Annotated in this window: 13 protein-coding genes; 9 read left to right on the plus strand and 4 right to left on the minus strand. The window is 65.5% G+C overall.

The window, feature by feature from the left end:
• Positions 1-76: 76 nt before the first annotated feature.
• On the minus strand, positions 77-820 hold the full coding sequence (gene rpsB / locus BLP96_RS05405) for a 30S ribosomal protein S2 (RefSeq protein WP_089683897.1): 744 nt from the start codon (positions 818-820) through the stop codon (positions 77-79).
• Positions 821-1119: 299 nt separating this feature from the next.
• Between rpsB and map the strand changes: the two genes are divergently transcribed.
• From map to BLP96_RS05440, 7 genes are all read left to right on the plus strand, one after another.
• Positions 1120-1911, plus strand: a complete 792-nt coding sequence (gene map, locus BLP96_RS05410) for a type I methionyl aminopeptidase (protein WP_089683900.1) — start codon at positions 1120-1122, stop codon at positions 1909-1911.
• A gap of 11 nt (positions 1912-1922) precedes the next feature.
• Complete coding sequence (locus BLP96_RS05415) at positions 1923-4598, plus strand: [protein-PII] uridylyltransferase (protein WP_089683902.1); 2676 nt, start codon at positions 1923-1925, stop codon at positions 4596-4598.
• Between the two features lie 90 nt (positions 4599-4688).
• On the plus strand, positions 4689-5897 hold the full coding sequence (gene dapC / locus BLP96_RS05420; protein ID WP_089683904.1) for a succinyldiaminopimelate transaminase: 1209 nt from the start codon (positions 4689-4691) through the stop codon (positions 5895-5897).
• On the plus strand, positions 5891-6229 hold the full coding sequence (locus BLP96_RS05425) for a Spx/MgsR family RNA polymerase-binding regulatory protein (RefSeq protein WP_089683906.1): 339 nt from the start codon (positions 5891-5893) through the stop codon (positions 6227-6229). Before dapC ends, BLP96_RS05425 begins: the two co-directional genes overlap by 7 nt.
• 59 nt (positions 6230-6288) lie before the next feature.
• Complete coding sequence (gene dapD, locus BLP96_RS05430; RefSeq protein ID WP_089683908.1) at positions 6289-7314, plus strand: 2,3,4,5-tetrahydropyridine-2,6-dicarboxylate N-succinyltransferase; 1026 nt, start codon at positions 6289-6291, stop codon at positions 7312-7314.
• Entirely contained in the window at positions 7301-8473 is a 1173-nt protein-coding gene (gene dapE, locus BLP96_RS05435; RefSeq protein ID WP_089683910.1) for a succinyl-diaminopimelate desuccinylase, read from the plus strand. The genes dapD and dapE overlap by 14 nt, the downstream gene beginning before the upstream one ends.
• An 18-nt stretch (positions 8474-8491) precedes the next feature.
• Positions 8492-8890, plus strand: a complete 399-nt coding sequence (locus BLP96_RS05440; RefSeq protein ID WP_089683912.1) for a hypothetical protein — start codon at positions 8492-8494, stop codon at positions 8888-8890.
• 187 nt (positions 8891-9077) lie between these two features.
• Here BLP96_RS05440 and BLP96_RS20480 read toward each other — a convergent pair whose 3' ends face one another.
• A complete protein-coding gene (locus BLP96_RS20480; protein WP_089683914.1) occupies positions 9078-9542 on the minus strand; it encodes a cold-shock protein in 465 nt (154 codons plus the stop codon).
• Positions 9543-9639: 97 nt separating this feature from the next.
• On the opposite strand from BLP96_RS20480, the gene BLP96_RS05450 reads away from it, so the two are divergent.
• Positions 9640-9918 carry a SlyX family protein gene (locus BLP96_RS05450; protein ID WP_245682174.1) on the plus strand — a complete coding sequence of 93 codons (279 nt, stop codon included), beginning with the start codon at positions 9640-9642 and terminating at the stop codon, positions 9916-9918.
• Positions 9919-9956: 38 nt separating this feature from the next.
• Here BLP96_RS05450 and trxB read toward each other — a convergent pair whose 3' ends face one another.
• Positions 9957-10907: a thioredoxin-disulfide reductase gene (gene trxB / locus BLP96_RS05455; RefSeq protein ID WP_089683918.1), complete on the minus strand. Its 951-nt coding sequence runs from the start codon at positions 10905-10907 to the stop codon at positions 9957-9959.
• Positions 10908-11043: 136 nt separating this feature from the next.
• Entirely contained in the window at positions 11044-11226 is a 183-nt protein-coding gene (locus tag BLP96_RS05460; protein ID WP_340147956.1) for a CPXCG motif-containing cysteine-rich protein, read from the minus strand.
• Positions 11227-11437: 211 nt separating this feature from the next.
• Between BLP96_RS05460 and acnA the strand changes: the two genes are divergently transcribed.
• Positions 11438-14182 carry an aconitate hydratase AcnA gene (acnA, locus tag BLP96_RS05465; RefSeq protein ID WP_089683922.1) on the plus strand — a complete coding sequence of 915 codons (2745 nt, stop codon included), beginning with the start codon at positions 11438-11440 and terminating at the stop codon, positions 14180-14182.
• The last annotated feature ends 51 nt before the right edge of the window (positions 14183-14233 follow it).

Raw genomic sequence — 14233 nt, forward strand, 5'->3', positions numbered from 1 at the left:
CCTCTGGAAATGATTCGACCGGTGATAGATCGCGTGAGCGCAGCGGGCGCTGGAGCGCCCGCTGCGGCCATCGCGGTTACTCGGCGGCAGCGGCGTCGCCGCTCTCGCCCTCGGTGACCTCGACGAACTCGTCGGGACGGCCTTCCTTCGCACGTGCGCAAGCGTCGGCGACGGCCCTGACGTAAATCTGGATGGCGCGGATGGAGTCATCGTTGCCGGGAATCACGTAATCGACGCCGTCCGGATCGGAATTGGTGTCGACCACGCCGATCACCGGGATGCCCAGCTTGTTCGCCTCGTTGATGGCGATGCGCTCGTGGTCGACGTCGATCACGAACAGGGCATCGGGCAGGCCGCCCATCTCCTTGATGCCACCCACGCTGCGCTCGAGCTTGTCCTGCTCGCGGGTCGCCATCAGGACCTCTTTCTTGGTCAGCTTGTCGAAGGTGCCGTCTTCGTGCATGGCTTCGAGTTCGCGCAGACGCTTGATCGAGACGCGGATGGTCTTGTAGTTGGTCAGCATGCCGCCCAGCCAGCGGTGGTTGACGAAAGGCTGACCGACGCGGGTGGCCTCTTCCTTGATGATCTTGCTCGCGCTGCGCTTGGTGCCGACGAACAGAATCTTGTTGTTGGCGGCCGCCATCTTCTCGACCACATCGATCGCCTCGTTGAGCGCCGGCAGGGTATGCTCGAGGTTGATGATGTGGATCTTGTTGCGGGCACCGAAGATGAACTGGCTCATCTTCGGGTTCCAGTAGCGGGTCTGGTGGCCGAAGTGGGCGCCTGCCTTGAGCAGGTCGCGCATGTTGACATGTGCCATGGATGACTCCTGAAAAATCGGGTTAGGCCTCCATGCACCCCATGGATCCGACTGCCGGGGGGAAACCGCGGCAGCACCCGGGACCATGTGCCGGTGCATGTGTGTTTTCAAGGCTTGAGGTTCACGGCGCGCAAAGGCGCCAGCGCCGTCGCTGCGGCCGAGACGGATCGGGCCAGGCCCGCCGGGTCGACATTGCAGGAAAGCGCGCGGCTTTATACCATAGTTCGCCAACGAGATGAAGTCGCCCGCTTCCGTTCCCGCCGCTTTTCCGGGCGATCCACCCTGTGAACCGAGATTTCATGAACATTCCCATCAAGACGCCCGACGAGATCGACAAGATGCGCGAAGCCGGCCGTCAGGCCGCCAGCGTGATCGAGATGATCACTCCCCACGTCAAGGCCGGCATTTCCACCGGCGAGATCGACCGCCTGTGCCACGACTACATCGTCGACGAGCTGGGCTCCACTCCCGCCCCTCTCGACTACCACGGCTTTCCCAAGTCAGTGTGCACCTCCATCAACCACGTGGTGTGCCACGGCATCCCCGATGACGCCAAGCGGCTCAAGAATGGCGACATCATGAACCTGGACATCACCGTGAAGACCGCCGATGGCTATCACGGCGACTCCAGCGTGATGTTCGTGATCGGCGAGACCATCCAGGGCGAGCGGCTGTGCCGCGTCACTCAGGAGTGCCTGTACCACAGCATCGCCCTGGTACGTCCGGGCGTACGCCTCTCCACGCTGGCCCGCGCCATCCAGTCCCATGCCGAAGCGAACGGCTACTCGGTGGTGCGCGACTTCTGCGGTCACGGCATCGGCGCCAGTTTCCACGAGGATCCGCAAGTGTTGCACTACGATGGCTATGCGCCGGAAGCCGACATCGAGCTCGCCGCCGGCATGTGCCTGACCATCGAGCCGATGATCAACGCCGGCAAGTACCAGACCAAGGTGCTGCGCGACGGCTGGACTGCGGTGACCCGCGACAAGAGCCTTTCCGCCCAGTGGGAGCACACCCTGCTGGTCACCCAGAACGGCGTGGAGGTGCTCACCGCTCGCGGCGATGAAGACCTCGCCTTCCTCGACCGCTGAGTCGATCGCTCATGCTCCTGCACCACTATCGTTTCGTGCCCGACGAGTCGCTGTTCGATGCCGAGACCTTCCGCACCGAACTCGCCGGCAGCCGCTCGCCCATCGCCCCTTTCAAGGCGGCCCTGCGCGATCTCCAGGTTCGCCTCGATGAACGCTTTCGCGCCGGCGCCGACATCCGCGACCTGGTGCACGGACGGGCCTGGTGCCTCGATCGGCTGCTGGCCATCGCATGGGAGCGCCACGCCTGGCCCGACGACGGCATCGCCCTGCTCGCGGTGGGCGGTTACGGGCGCGGCGAGCTGCATCCGCACTCCGACATCGACCTGCAACTGCTACTCGAGAACGACGACGACACGCCCTACCGAGAAGCACTGACGGCCTTCATCACCTTCCTATGGGACATCGGCCTGGAGATCGGTCACAGCGTCCGCTCGCTGTCCGACTGCGAGCGCGAAGCGGCCGGCGACATCACGGTGATGACCAACCTGCTGGAATCGCGCACTCTGGCCGGTCCCGAGCGGCTGCGAGAGGCCATGAGGGCTCGCCTCGCCCCCGAGCGCCTGTGGCCGGCGGACCGTTTCTTCGAGGCCAAGTGGCAGGAGCAGATCAGTCGCCACTACCGCCACAACAATTCCGAGTATCACCTGGAACCCAACATCAAGAGTTCGCCGGGCGGCTTGCGTGACATCCAGATGATCGGCTGGGTGGCCAAGCGCCATTTCGGCAGCCAGCGCTACGAGGACCTGGTCGCCAACGGCTTCATGAACGATGCCGAACTGCGCATCCTCAGCCAGGGCCAGGCCTTCCTGTGGCAGGTGCGCTACGCCCTGCACATGCTCACCGACCGCGCCGAGGACCGTCTGCTGTTCGACCACCAGCGCACCATCGCCGAGCTGTTCGGCTTTCGCGACACTCCCGAGCGGCTGGCCGTGGAACAGTTCATGAAGCGCTACTACCGCCACGTCACGGCGCTGGCCGGGCTCAACGACATGCTGCTGCAGCACTTCGACGAAGCGATCCTGCGCAAGGGCGAAGCGCTGCCCACCACGCAACTCAACGAACGCTTCGAGATCAAGGGCGGCTACATCCAGGCGCGCTCGCGAGCCATCTTTCGCGAAGCGCCTTCGGCCCTGCTCGAGCTCTTCCTGCTGATGGCCGAGCACCCCGAGATCGAAGGCGTGCGTGCCGACACCATCCGGCTGATCCGCGATCACCGTCACCAGATCGACGACCTCTACCGCGACGACCCCCGCCATCAGCAGCTGTTCCTGGATCTGCTGCGTTCCGGCGGCAACGTGCCACGCCAACTGCGCCGCATGAATCGCTATGGCGTGCTCGGCAAGTATCTCCCGGAATTCGGCCAGGCCGTGGGGCTGATGCAGCACGACCTCTTCCACATCTATACCGTGGATGCCCATACCCTGCGCCTGCTCAAATGCATCCAGCGCTTCCGCGAGCCCGAGGCGCGAGACGAGTTCCCGGTCGCGACGACACTGATTCACCAGTTGCCCAAGCTGGAGCTGCTGTGGATCGCCGGCCTCTACCACGACATCGGCAAGGGCCGCGGCGGCGACCACTCGGAGATCGGCGCCCGCGACGTGGCGCAGTTCGCCGAGCGCCATGGCCTCCCGGCACGCGACACTCGCCTGGTGAGCTGGCTGGTGGAACACCACCTGCTGATGTCGATGGTGGCTCAGAAGCGCGACATCACCGACCCCGACGTGATCGCCGACTTCGCCGGCGTGGTGCGCGACGAAACCCGGCTCGACTACCTCTACGTGCTGACCGTGGCCGACATCAACGCCACCAACCCCACGTTGTGGAACGGCTGGCGGGCATCGCTGCTGCGCCAGCTGCACGCCGAAACCAAACGTGCCCTGCGCCGCGGCCTGGAGAATCCGCTGGACCGCGACGACTGGGTGCGCGAGACGCGCGCCGAGGCGCGCTCGCTGCTGGCCACCGTGGGCGTGGACCTGGCACGGGTCGAGCAGCTGTGGGAGTCGCTCGGCGAGGACTACTTCCTGCAGTACGCGCCCAGCGAGATCGTCTGGCAGACTCAGGGCATCCTGGCCCACGGCGACAGCCAGCTGCCGCTGATCCTGGTCAGCCCGCCCGCCGACGAGCTGGACGATGGCGGCACCAAGGTGTTCATCCATACTCGCTCGGTGGAAGACCTGTTCGCGGCGACTGCGGCCGCCATGGAACAGCTTGGTCTGTCGATCCACGACGCCCGCATCGCCACTTCGAGCAACGACTGGACGCTCAACACCTTCATCGTGCTCGACGACCAGGGCCGCGCCATCCGCGACCCCGAACGCATCGAGGCGATACGTCGTCATTTGGTGGAAGAGCTCGACGACCCGGACGACTATCCGCAGATCGTCACCCGCCACACGCCGCGCCAGCTGCGCCACTTCAAGGTGCCCACCGAGGTGCGCATCGAACAGGATCCGGCCAACGAACGCACCCTGCTGGAGCTGACCGCCCCCGACCGTCCCGGCCTGTTGGCGAGGGTCGGGCGCATCTTCATGGAGCAGGACATCGCCCTCTCGGCGGCCAAGATCGCCACCCTGGGCGAGCGGGTGGAAGACGTCTTCTTCATCACCGACAAGCGCGGGGCGCCGCTGACCGACCCCGAGCGCCAGCAGCGGCTGCGCGAACGTCTGGTGGAAGTGCTCGACGTTTGAGGCCTCGAAGCGCCTTCCCTATAATCGAGCCCCTTCCGATCACGACAACGACGCCCGAGGCCATGGCCGGCAAGGCGCGCCTGGACACCCATGAACCCCGACCTCGACGCCCTCAAGCCCTACCCCTTCGAGAAGCTCGCCGCGCTCAAGGCCGGAGTGACGCCGCCCGAAGGGCTTGCGCCCATTCCGTTGACCATCGGCGAACCCCGGCACGCCCCTTATGCAGAGGCACTGGAAACGCTGGGCGCCCACCTGACCGAGATGGGTCGTTACCCGGCGACCTCCGGCCTTCCCGAACTGCGCCAGGCGATCGCCGGCTGGGCCGCACGGCGCTTCTCGCTGACCGCCGGCCTCGATCCCGAAACCCAGGTGCTGCCGGTCAACGGCACCCGCGAGGCGATCTTCGCCTTCGTCCAGGCTGCGCTGGACCGCACGCGCCCGGCGAAGGTGGCCATGCCCAACCCCTTCTACCAGATCTACGAGGGGGCCACCCTGCTGGCCGGCGGCACCCCCCACTACCTGGCGTGCCGAGCCGATACGGGCTTTCTCCCCGATGTCGGCAGCGTACCCGCCGAGGTATGGCACGAGGTGCAGATCCTCTTCGTCTGTTCGCCGGGCAACCCCAGCGGCGCGGTAATGCCGCTGACCGATTACCAGACGCTGATCGAACTGGCCGACGAGCACGACTTCATCATCGCCTCCGACGAATGCTACTGCGAGCTCTACCTGAACGAGGACGCTCCACCGTCGGGGCTGCTCGAAGCCTGCGCGACACTCGGTCGCCACGACTACCGCCGCTGCCTGGTCTTCCACTCCCTGTCCAAGCGCTCCAACCTGCCGGGGCTGCGCTCCGGTTTCGTCGCCGGCGACGCCGAGCTCATCGCTCCCTTCAAGCGCTACCGCACCTACCACGGCTGTGCCATGTCGCTGCCGCTGCAGCACGCCTCGATCGCCGCCTGGGCCGACGAGGCCCACGTCCGCGCCAATCGCGACGCCTACCGGGCCACTTTCGCCACCGTCACCGAGGTGCTGGCCCCGGTGCTTGATTTTCCCGCTCCCGAGGCCAGTTTCTATCTATGGCCAGCGGCTCCCGGCGGGGATGACGTCGACTTCGCCAGACGACTCTTCGCCGAGACCCACGTCAGCGTGCTGCCCGGCTCCTACATGGGCCGACCCGACATGGATGGCATCAACCCCGGCGCCGGCCGAGTGCGCCTGGCTCTGGTCGCGGAAACGTCCACCGTCCGGGACGCCGCCGAACGCATTCGACGGTTCATCGAAAGGAGCGCACGATGCTGACCCTGTTCGTGATCAAGAACTGCGACACCTGCCGCAAGGCACGCCAGGCCCTGGATCGCAAGGGCATGCCCTACCAGGTGCATGACCTGCGAGAAGACGGTCTCTCGGCCCCGCTGCTCGAGCACATCCTGCACCACGTACCGCTGATGACGCTGCTCAACAAGCACAGCCGAACCTGGCGCGAACTCGATGACGAGACCAAGGCCAACATCGATGCCAACACGGCGCGCGAGCTGATGCTCACCCACCCCACCCTGCTCAAGCGTCCGCTGCTGGATACCGGCGACGACATTCTGGTCGGCTACCGCGAAGGCGACTACGACAAGCTGTAGGTCGGCCGGCAGGCGCCAGCCGTCCCACGAACCTTGACCAAGCCAGAGGACACCACCCCATGCTGAGTTTTGCACTTGGAATCGGCACCCAGAACACCCAGGGCGACTGGCTGGAGATCTACTATCCCGCCCCCCTGTTCCAGCCCGACAGCGCCCTGATCGAGGCCGTCAAACGCGTGATGGACGTGCCGGACGGCAATGCCGCCGTGAGTTTTCTGCCCGAGCATTGCGCCGAGCTGGCCGGCGCCCTCAAGGCCGCGGGGCACGCCGATCAGGCCGAACTGGCCGAGGTGCTGGCAACCAGCCAGCGCCCGCTGGTGGCCATGTTCCTGGCCGAAGACCTGCCCCCGCAGAGCGCCCCGGAAGTCTACCTCAAGCTGCACCTGCTCTCGCACCGCCTGGTCAAGCCCCACGGCGTCGACCTGACCGGCATGTTCGGCCTACTGCGCAACGTGGCCTGGACCAACGAAGGCCCCATCGACATCGAGGAGCTGCCGACTCGCCGTCTCAAGGCTCGCCTCGAGGGACGCGCGCTCTCGGTGGACTGCGTCGACAAGTTCCCCAAGATGACCGACTACGTGGTGCCCTCCGGCGTGCGCATCGGCGACACCGCCCGGGTCCGTTTGGGTGCCTACCTGGGCGAAGGCACCACGGTGATGCACGAGGGCTTCGTCAATTTCAACGCCGGTGCCGAAGGCCCCGGCATGATCGAGGGGCGCATCTCCGCCGGTGTGGTGATCGGCAAGGGCTCCGACCTGGGCGGCGGCTGCTCCACCATGGGCACCCTCTCCGGTGGCGGCAACATCGTCATCAAAGTGGGTGAGGGCTGTCTGATCGGCGCCAATGCCGGCATCGGCATTCCCTTGGGCGACCGCTGCACCGTGGAGGCAGGGCTCTACATCACCGCCGGCGCCAAGGTGACGCTGCTCGACGACCAGGGGCAGGAGGTCGAGACCGTGGCCGCTCGCGAGTTGGCCAATCAAAGCGACCTGCTGCTGCGTCGCAATTCGCAGAATGGCCGCATCGAGTGCTTGACCAACAAGAGCGCCGTGGCGCTCAACGAGGCACTGCATGCCAACGACTGATCCCGCCGGCCTTTCGCCCACCCTGCAGTTGGCGTTCGAGCTGCTGCGCCGCCCTTCGGTGACGCCGGACGATCTCGGCTGCCAGGACCTGATGATCGAGCGCCTGGAGGCGCTCGGCTTCCATGTCGAACGCCTGCCCTTCGGCGACGTGGAGAACTTCTGGGCGACCCGAGGCCATCACGGCCCGCTGCTGGCCTTCGCCGGCCATACCGACGTGGTGCCCAGCGGCCCCCACGTCCGCTGGGACTACCCCCCGTTCGAGCCATGCATCGACGACGACGGCATGCTCAGAGGCCGCGGCGCTGCCGACATGAAGGGCAGCCTGGCGGCGATGGTCACCGCCGTGGAGCGCTTCGTCGCCGCGCACCCCGACCACCACGGCAAGATCGGCTTTCTGATCACCTCCGATGAGGAAGGACCGGCGGTGGACGGCACCCGTGCGGTGGTCGAACACTTGCGCGAGCGTCACGAACGCCTCGATTACTGCATCGTGGGCGAACCCTCGTCGAGCGAGGCGCTTGGCGACGTGATCAAGAATGGTCGCCGCGGCTCTCTGGGCGGAGTGCTGCACGTCAAGGGCACTCAGGGCCACGTGGCCTACCCACACCTGGCGAGCAACCCCATTCACCAGGCCATGCCGGCACTGAACGCCCTGGTGAACGAGTGCTGGGATGGGGGCAACGCCTTCTTCCCCGCCACCAGCTTCCAGATCTCCAACTTCCGCGCCGGCACCGGCGCCACCAATGTGATTCCCGGTGAGGTGGAGGTGGTGTTCAACTTCCGTTTCTCCACCGAGGTGACCCACCGCGAACTCCAGGCACGTACCGCATCGCTTCTCGACGCCCATGGGCTCGACTACCACATCGACTGGACGCTCAACGGCGAGCCCTTTCTCACCGCCGAGGGCGAACTGGTGGAGGCGGCCCTGCACGGCGTCGAGTCGGTAATGGGGCGCCAGCCCCGGCTCTCGACCAGCGGCGGCACCTCGGACGGGCGCTTCATTGCCACCTTGGGCAGCCAGGTAGTCGAGCTCGGCCCCTGCAACGCAACCATTCATCAGGCCAATGAACGCATCCATGCCGCCGACCTCGACGACCTGAGCCGTATCTACGAGGCGGTGTTGACCAAGCTGTTCGTCAACGGCAGCGCCCAGCCCTGAACACGACGAGAGAATGCCATGACGTCCAGCGACATCCCCTACCCGGACATCGAGATATACCTGGCCCAGGCACCGCAGGAGCCCCTGAACGCCTGGCTGGGGGAATTGCTTGACGCCGCTCCGCTGCACAGTGTCGGCCGCCATCGGTGGAAGACCCGCGGCCACCACGCAGGCCACGTCATCCCGGTGCTACTGGTGGAGAACGCTGCCGACCGTTTCGCCAGCCTGTGGTTCGACAGCGCCCACACGCCCTGGCCGCGCGACACCGACTGCGCCCGGGACGCCGCCACCCGGCTTGGCTGCGAGGTCCGCTGCTCGCTGGGTGGCTGGCAGCCTGGCGACGATCCCGACCGCTTCTGGCAGGTGCTGCCCGACGGCACCGAGCGAGCGATCGACTGGCCCGACTCCGGCCGGTAGCCGAAAATGACAGCGCCCCGCTCGAGGCGGGGCGCTGTCTCTTGAGGTGGCGGGGCTGGCGTTCTCGCGAAAGCCGGCGAGCGAAGGTCAGACAAGGCAAGAATCGACGAAAAGACGGAGTTTGCGGTAGTCAATGAGTACTTTGAGTTCGATTTTTGACGCAGTATGACCGAACGCAGCCGCTTTCCTAGGTAATCACGGTGACGTCGTCGGCCTGCAGTCCGCGCTCATTCTCGATCACGTGATAGCGTACCTTCTGCCCTTCGGCCAGGGTGCGATGGCCGCGGCCGCGAATGGCGCGGAAATGCACGAAGACATCCTCGCCGCTGTCTCGCTTGATGAACCCATAGCCCTTGTTGACGTTGAACCATTTGACCTCGCCGATCTCGCGGTCGTCGTTCTCGACCTCGGCGATGTTGGCCAACTGCGGCGTCAGGGCATTGACTGCCAGAGTGGCGACCAGCAACAGCAGGAAGACGGCAGCCGCAGCGGCCACGTAGACGACGGCGATGCCGCCGACCTCGAGGCTTGCGAACAGACGACGCGCCAGATCGCCGCCGGTAAGATGAACGAACAGGGCAATCAGCAGCGGGGCCGGCGCGGCCAACAGCAGGCTGATGAGGCTGCAACGAAGGATGACCTTACGATTCATGGATGGATAATGCTCGCTTTTGTTGGTGAAACGACACGGTATAGGAGTTGCGATGACGACACGGCATGGCACCGCGCCGCCCACTGAGCCTGTCGCGGTGAACGGCGACAGGCAGCGCGACGATTCTAGCACGAGCCATGAGCCATCGCCCGCCCGGCTGGCAACCCGCCTGGACGACCTGGAAAGCCGCATCGCCTACCAGGAGCACTGGCTCGACACCCTGGACCAGGCGGTAGCCACCCAGGAGCGGCGCCTCGTCCAGCTCGAACGGCTCAATGCGCTGATGCAGCAGAAGCTCCGCGAGCAGCAGCGGGCTCTGCAGGAGACGGATACGACGACACCCCGCCCGGAGGACGAGGTGCCGCCGCATTATTAGTTACGGGCTGCGGGCAGACAACCTAGCCCGAAACCCGGTCAAAGCTCGTCCAGATAACGCTCGGCGTCCAGCGCCGCCATGCAGCCGGTGCCGGCGGAGGTGACCGCCTGACGGTAGACATGGTCCATGACGTCGCCGGCGGCGAACACGCCCGGCACGCTGGTGGCGGTGGCATTGCCATCGAGGCCGGACCGAACGGTGATGTAGCCGCCGCGCATCTCGAGCTGGCCCTCGAAAAGGCCGGTATTGGGGCTGTGGCCGATGGCGATGAACACGCCCGGCACCGCCAGTTCCTTCGTCTCGCCGGTTTCGGTCGACTTGAGACGCACCCCGGTCACCCCGGTGTCATCGCCCAGCACCTCGTCGAGAGTGTGGTTCCACTCCAGCACGACATTGCCGTTCTCGGCCTTCTCGAACAGCTTGTCCTGGAGGATCTTCTCGGCCCGCAGGCTGTCGCGACGATGCACCAGGGTCACCTTGGAGGCAATGTTGGAGAGGTAGAGCGCCTCCTCCACGGCCGTGTTGCCGCCGCCCACCACGACCACCTCCTGATTGCGATAGAAAAAGCCATCGCAGGTCGCACAGGCCGATACTCCCTGCCCCATGAACTGCTGTTCCGATTCGAGCCCCAGGTAGCGCGCACTGGCGCCGGTGGCAATGATCAGGGCATCACAGGTATAGGTGCCGCTGTCGCCCTGCAGCGTGAAGGGGCGGCTGCGCAGCTCGACCTCGTGGATATGATCGAACGTCACCTCGGTGTCGAAGCGCTCGGCATGGCGCTTCATGCGCTCCATGAGCTCCGGGCCCTGAACGCCGGCATCGTCACCGGGCCAGTTGTCCACGTCGGTGGTGGTGGTGAGCTGGCCGCCCGCCTGCATGCCGGTGATCAGCAGCGGTTTGAGATTGGCACGGGCCGCGTAGACGGCGGCAGTGTAACCCGCCGGACCGGAACCGAGAATGATCAGGCGTTCGTGACGCGCTTCGCTCATGAGAAACCTCGTGACTCGCGGATAAGGTCATCGGGAAGGCGAGAGGGCAGCCGGAATCTGCAGGATGGCCGCCTAACGCCGATCGCGACTGCAAACGACCGCTATTGTATCAGCCTCCCGGTCCGGGCTCGACGCCCTACAACACCTCGTCGTCACGCCCAAGGGTCAGTTCTTCGAGGTCCCCATCCACCGAGGAGACGGCGATGCGCACCTGGATCGGTGCACAACAGTGCGGGCAATCCTCCCACGTCTGCTGGTCGCCGCCAGAGAGGTCGACCAGCAGGTCGAAGGGAGCGTCACAGTACGGGCAGTGAACCATTCGGCTTTCCAACCACTCCTCATGCATGACGGACTCCTATCGCCGCACCTATCGTCACCACTGTAGTTCAGTACGGCGCGCGGTGTCGTCGCTAGCGACCGGCACGGTCCCATCCTTGCTTGAAAATGCCAACGATCATGACCATGTGTTAATGGTGGCGCCAGGAAGGTTCGTCCACTCTCCCAAGGCGAGGCCGCAAAGGAGGACAGCAATGAGCAACGATCCCACCCCCGATACTCTCGACACACTGCAAGCCGGCGGTACCGACTACCACTACTACAGCCTGCCCAAGGCTGCCGCCGCATTGGGCGACATCGAGCGACTGCCCAAGACACTGAAGATCCTGCTGGAGAACCAGCTGCGCTTCGCCGATGACGACAGCGTATCCCGAGAAGACATGCAAGCGCTGGTCGACTGGCAGCAGCAGGGTCACTCCGACCGCGAGATCGGTTATCGCCCCGCGCGGGTATTGATGCAGGATTTCACCGGCGTGCCCGGGGTCGTGGATCTCGCTTCGATGCGTGCAGCGGTCGAGAAACTCGGCGAAGACCCGGCGCGCATCAATCCGCTGTCACCGGTAGACCTGGTCATCGACCACTCGGTGATGGTCGACAAGTACGGCAACCCCACGGCGTTCAAGGACAACGTGGCCATCGAGATGGAACGCAATCGCGAGCGCTACGAGTTCCTGCGCTGGGGCCAGGAAGCCTTCGACAACTTCCGCGTGGTGCCGCCGGGTACCGGCATCTGTCACCAGGTCAACCTCGAATACCTGGGCCGGACGGTATGGACCAAGGAAGTGGACGGCAAGACCTACGCCTATCCCGATACCCTGGTCGGCACCGACTCCCACACCACCATGATCAACGGCCTGGGCGTGCTGGGCTGGGGCGTGGGCGGCATCGAAGCCGAGGCCGCCATGCTCGGCCAGCCGGTGTCGATGCTGATTCCCGAGGTAGTGGGCTTCAAGCTCACCGGCAAGCTGCGTGAAGGCATCACCGCCACCGACCTGGTGCTGACCGTCACCGAGATGCTTCGCAAGAAGGGCGTGGTCGGCAAGTTCGTCGAATTCTACGGCGATGGCCTGAAGGATCTGCCGCTGGCCGACCGCGCCACCATCGCCAACATGGCCCCCGAGTACGGTGCGACCTGCGGTTTTTTCCCGGTGGACGACGAAACCCTCACCTACCTGCGCCTGACCGGTCGCGACGACGCTCAGGTCGAGCTGGTGGAAGCCTACAGCAAGGCCCAGGGGCTATGGCGCGACCCCGGCGACGAGCCGATCTTCAGCGACACACTGGCGCTGGACATGAACGAGGTGGAAGCCAGCCTGGCCGGCCCCAAGCGTCCCCAGGACCGCGTCGCCCTGAAGGACATGAAAACCGCCTTCGCCAAGGTGATGGAAGACGACGGCAAGCCGCTCTCTTCCACCGAGAACGGCAAACTGATGTCCGAAGGCGGGCAGACCGCCGTGGGCATCGATGAAAGCTACGACCACCATGACAGCCAGGACGTCGATCTCGACGGCGAAGCTTTTCGTCTCAACCCGGGAGCCGTGGTGATCGCCGCCATCACCTCCTGTACCAACACTTCCAATCCCAGCGTGATGATGGCCGCCGGCCTGGTGGCGAGAAAGGCCCGCGAGAAGGGGCTGGCCACCAAACCCTGGGTCAAGACCTCGCTGGCGCCGGGCTCCAAGGTGGTGACCGACTACCTGGCCGCCGGCGGCGTACAAGACGACCTCGACGCCCTGGGATTCAACCTGGTGGGCTACGGCTGCACCACTTGCATCGGCAACTCCGGCCCGCTGGCCGGCCCGATCGAGGAAGCCATCGAGAACGGCGATCTCACCGTGGCCTCGGTGCTCTCGGGCAACCGCAACTTCGAGGGCCGCGTCCATCCGCTGGTCAAGACCAACTGGCTGGCCTCGCCGCCTCTGGTGGTCGCCTACGCACTGGCCGGCAACGTCCAGGTCGACTTGGCGCGCGACCCCATCGGCACCGACCGTCACGGTCAGCCGGTCTATCTCAAGGACATCTGGCCCTCTCAAGCAGAAATCGCTCAGGCCGTGGAACAGGTCAACACCGAGATGTTCCGCAAGGAGTATGCGGAAGTCTTCGACGGCGACGAAGTGTGGAAGGCCATCGACGTACCGCAGAGCCAGGTGTACCAGTGGTCGGCTGACTCCACCTACATTCAGCACCCGCCCTTCTTCGAGGGCATGGGCAAGACGCCCAACCCGGTGGAGGACGTCGAGGATGCTCGCATCCTGGCCATGCTGGGCGACTCGGTGACCACCGACCACATCTCGCCGGCCGGCGCCATCAAGCCCGACAGCCCCGCCGGGCGCTACCTGCAGGAGCGAGGCATCAAGCCGGTGGACTTCAACTCCTACGGTTCGCGGCGCGGCAACCACGAGGTGATGATGCGCGGCACCTTCGCCAACGTGCGCATCAAGAACGAGATGCTCGATGGCGTGGTCGGCGGCGAGACCCGCCACGTGCCCAGCGGCGAGCAGATGGCCATCTACGACGCCGCCATGAGGTATCAGCAGGAGGGCACGCCGCTGGTGGTGATCGCCGGCAAGGAGTACGGCACCGGCTCTTCCCGCGACTGGGCCGCCAAGGGCACTCGACTGCTCGGCGTGCGCGCCGTGCTGGCCGAATCCTACGAGCGCATCCACCGTTCCAACCTGATCGGCATGGGCGTGGTGCCGCTGCAGTTCCCCGAGGGCGAGAGCCGCAAGACGCTCGGCCTCACCGGCGACGAGCGGATTTCCATCACGGGGCTCGGCGAGCTCACCCCCGGCGGCAGGGTCACGGTGACCATCGCCTCCGACAAGGGCGAGAAGAAGATCGAGGCGCTGTGCCGCATCGACACCGCCAACGAGCTGGAGTACTACCGCCACGGCGGCATCCTCCACTATGTGCTGCGCAAGATGATCGGCTCGGCCTGACGGGACGGCCTGAAACCCGCATCAGCGCTGCAGTGAAAGGCCCCGCCGACG

The sequence above is a fragment of the Billgrantia gudaonensis genome (assembly GCF_900100195.1).
In the GTDB taxonomy this organism is placed as follows: Bacteria; Pseudomonadota; Gammaproteobacteria; order Pseudomonadales; family Halomonadaceae; genus Halomonas; species Halomonas gudaonensis.

Excerpts from the sequence above, each read along its gene's own strand:
- rpsB (WP_089683897.1), bottom strand. The coding sequence starts at position 820 with ATGGCACATGTCAACATGCGCGACCTGCTCAAGGCAGGCGCCCACTTC.
- map (WP_089683900.1), top strand. The coding sequence starts at position 1,120 with ATGAACATTCCCATCAAGACGCCCGACGAGATCGACAAGATGCGCGAA.
- BLP96_RS05415 (WP_089683902.1), top strand. The coding sequence starts at position 1,923 with ATGCTCCTGCACCACTATCGTTTCGTGCCCGACGAGTCGCTGTTCGAT.
- dapC (WP_089683904.1), top strand. The coding sequence starts at position 4,689 with ATGAACCCCGACCTCGACGCCCTCAAGCCCTACCCCTTCGAGAAGCTC.
- BLP96_RS05425 (WP_089683906.1), top strand. The coding sequence starts at position 5,891 with ATGCTGACCCTGTTCGTGATCAAGAACTGCGACACCTGCCGCAAGGCA.
- dapD (WP_089683908.1), top strand. The coding sequence starts at position 6,289 with ATGCTGAGTTTTGCACTTGGAATCGGCACCCAGAACACCCAGGGCGAC.
- dapE (WP_089683910.1), top strand. The coding sequence starts at position 7,301 with ATGCCAACGACTGATCCCGCCGGCCTTTCGCCCACCCTGCAGTTGGCG.
- BLP96_RS05440 (WP_089683912.1), top strand. The coding sequence starts at position 8,492 with ATGACGTCCAGCGACATCCCCTACCCGGACATCGAGATATACCTGGCC.
- BLP96_RS20480 (WP_089683914.1), bottom strand. The coding sequence starts at position 9,542 with ATGAATCGTAAGGTCATCCTTCGTTGCAGCCTCATCAGCCTGCTGTTG.
- trxB (WP_089683918.1), bottom strand. The coding sequence starts at position 10,907 with ATGAGCGAAGCGCGTCACGAACGCCTGATCATTCTCGGTTCCGGTCCG.
- BLP96_RS05460 (WP_340147956.1), bottom strand. The coding sequence starts at position 11,226 with ATGGTTCACTGCCCGTACTGTGACGCTCCCTTCGACCTGCTGGTCGAC.
- acnA (WP_089683922.1), top strand. The coding sequence starts at position 11,438 with ATGAGCAACGATCCCACCCCCGATACTCTCGACACACTGCAAGCCGGC.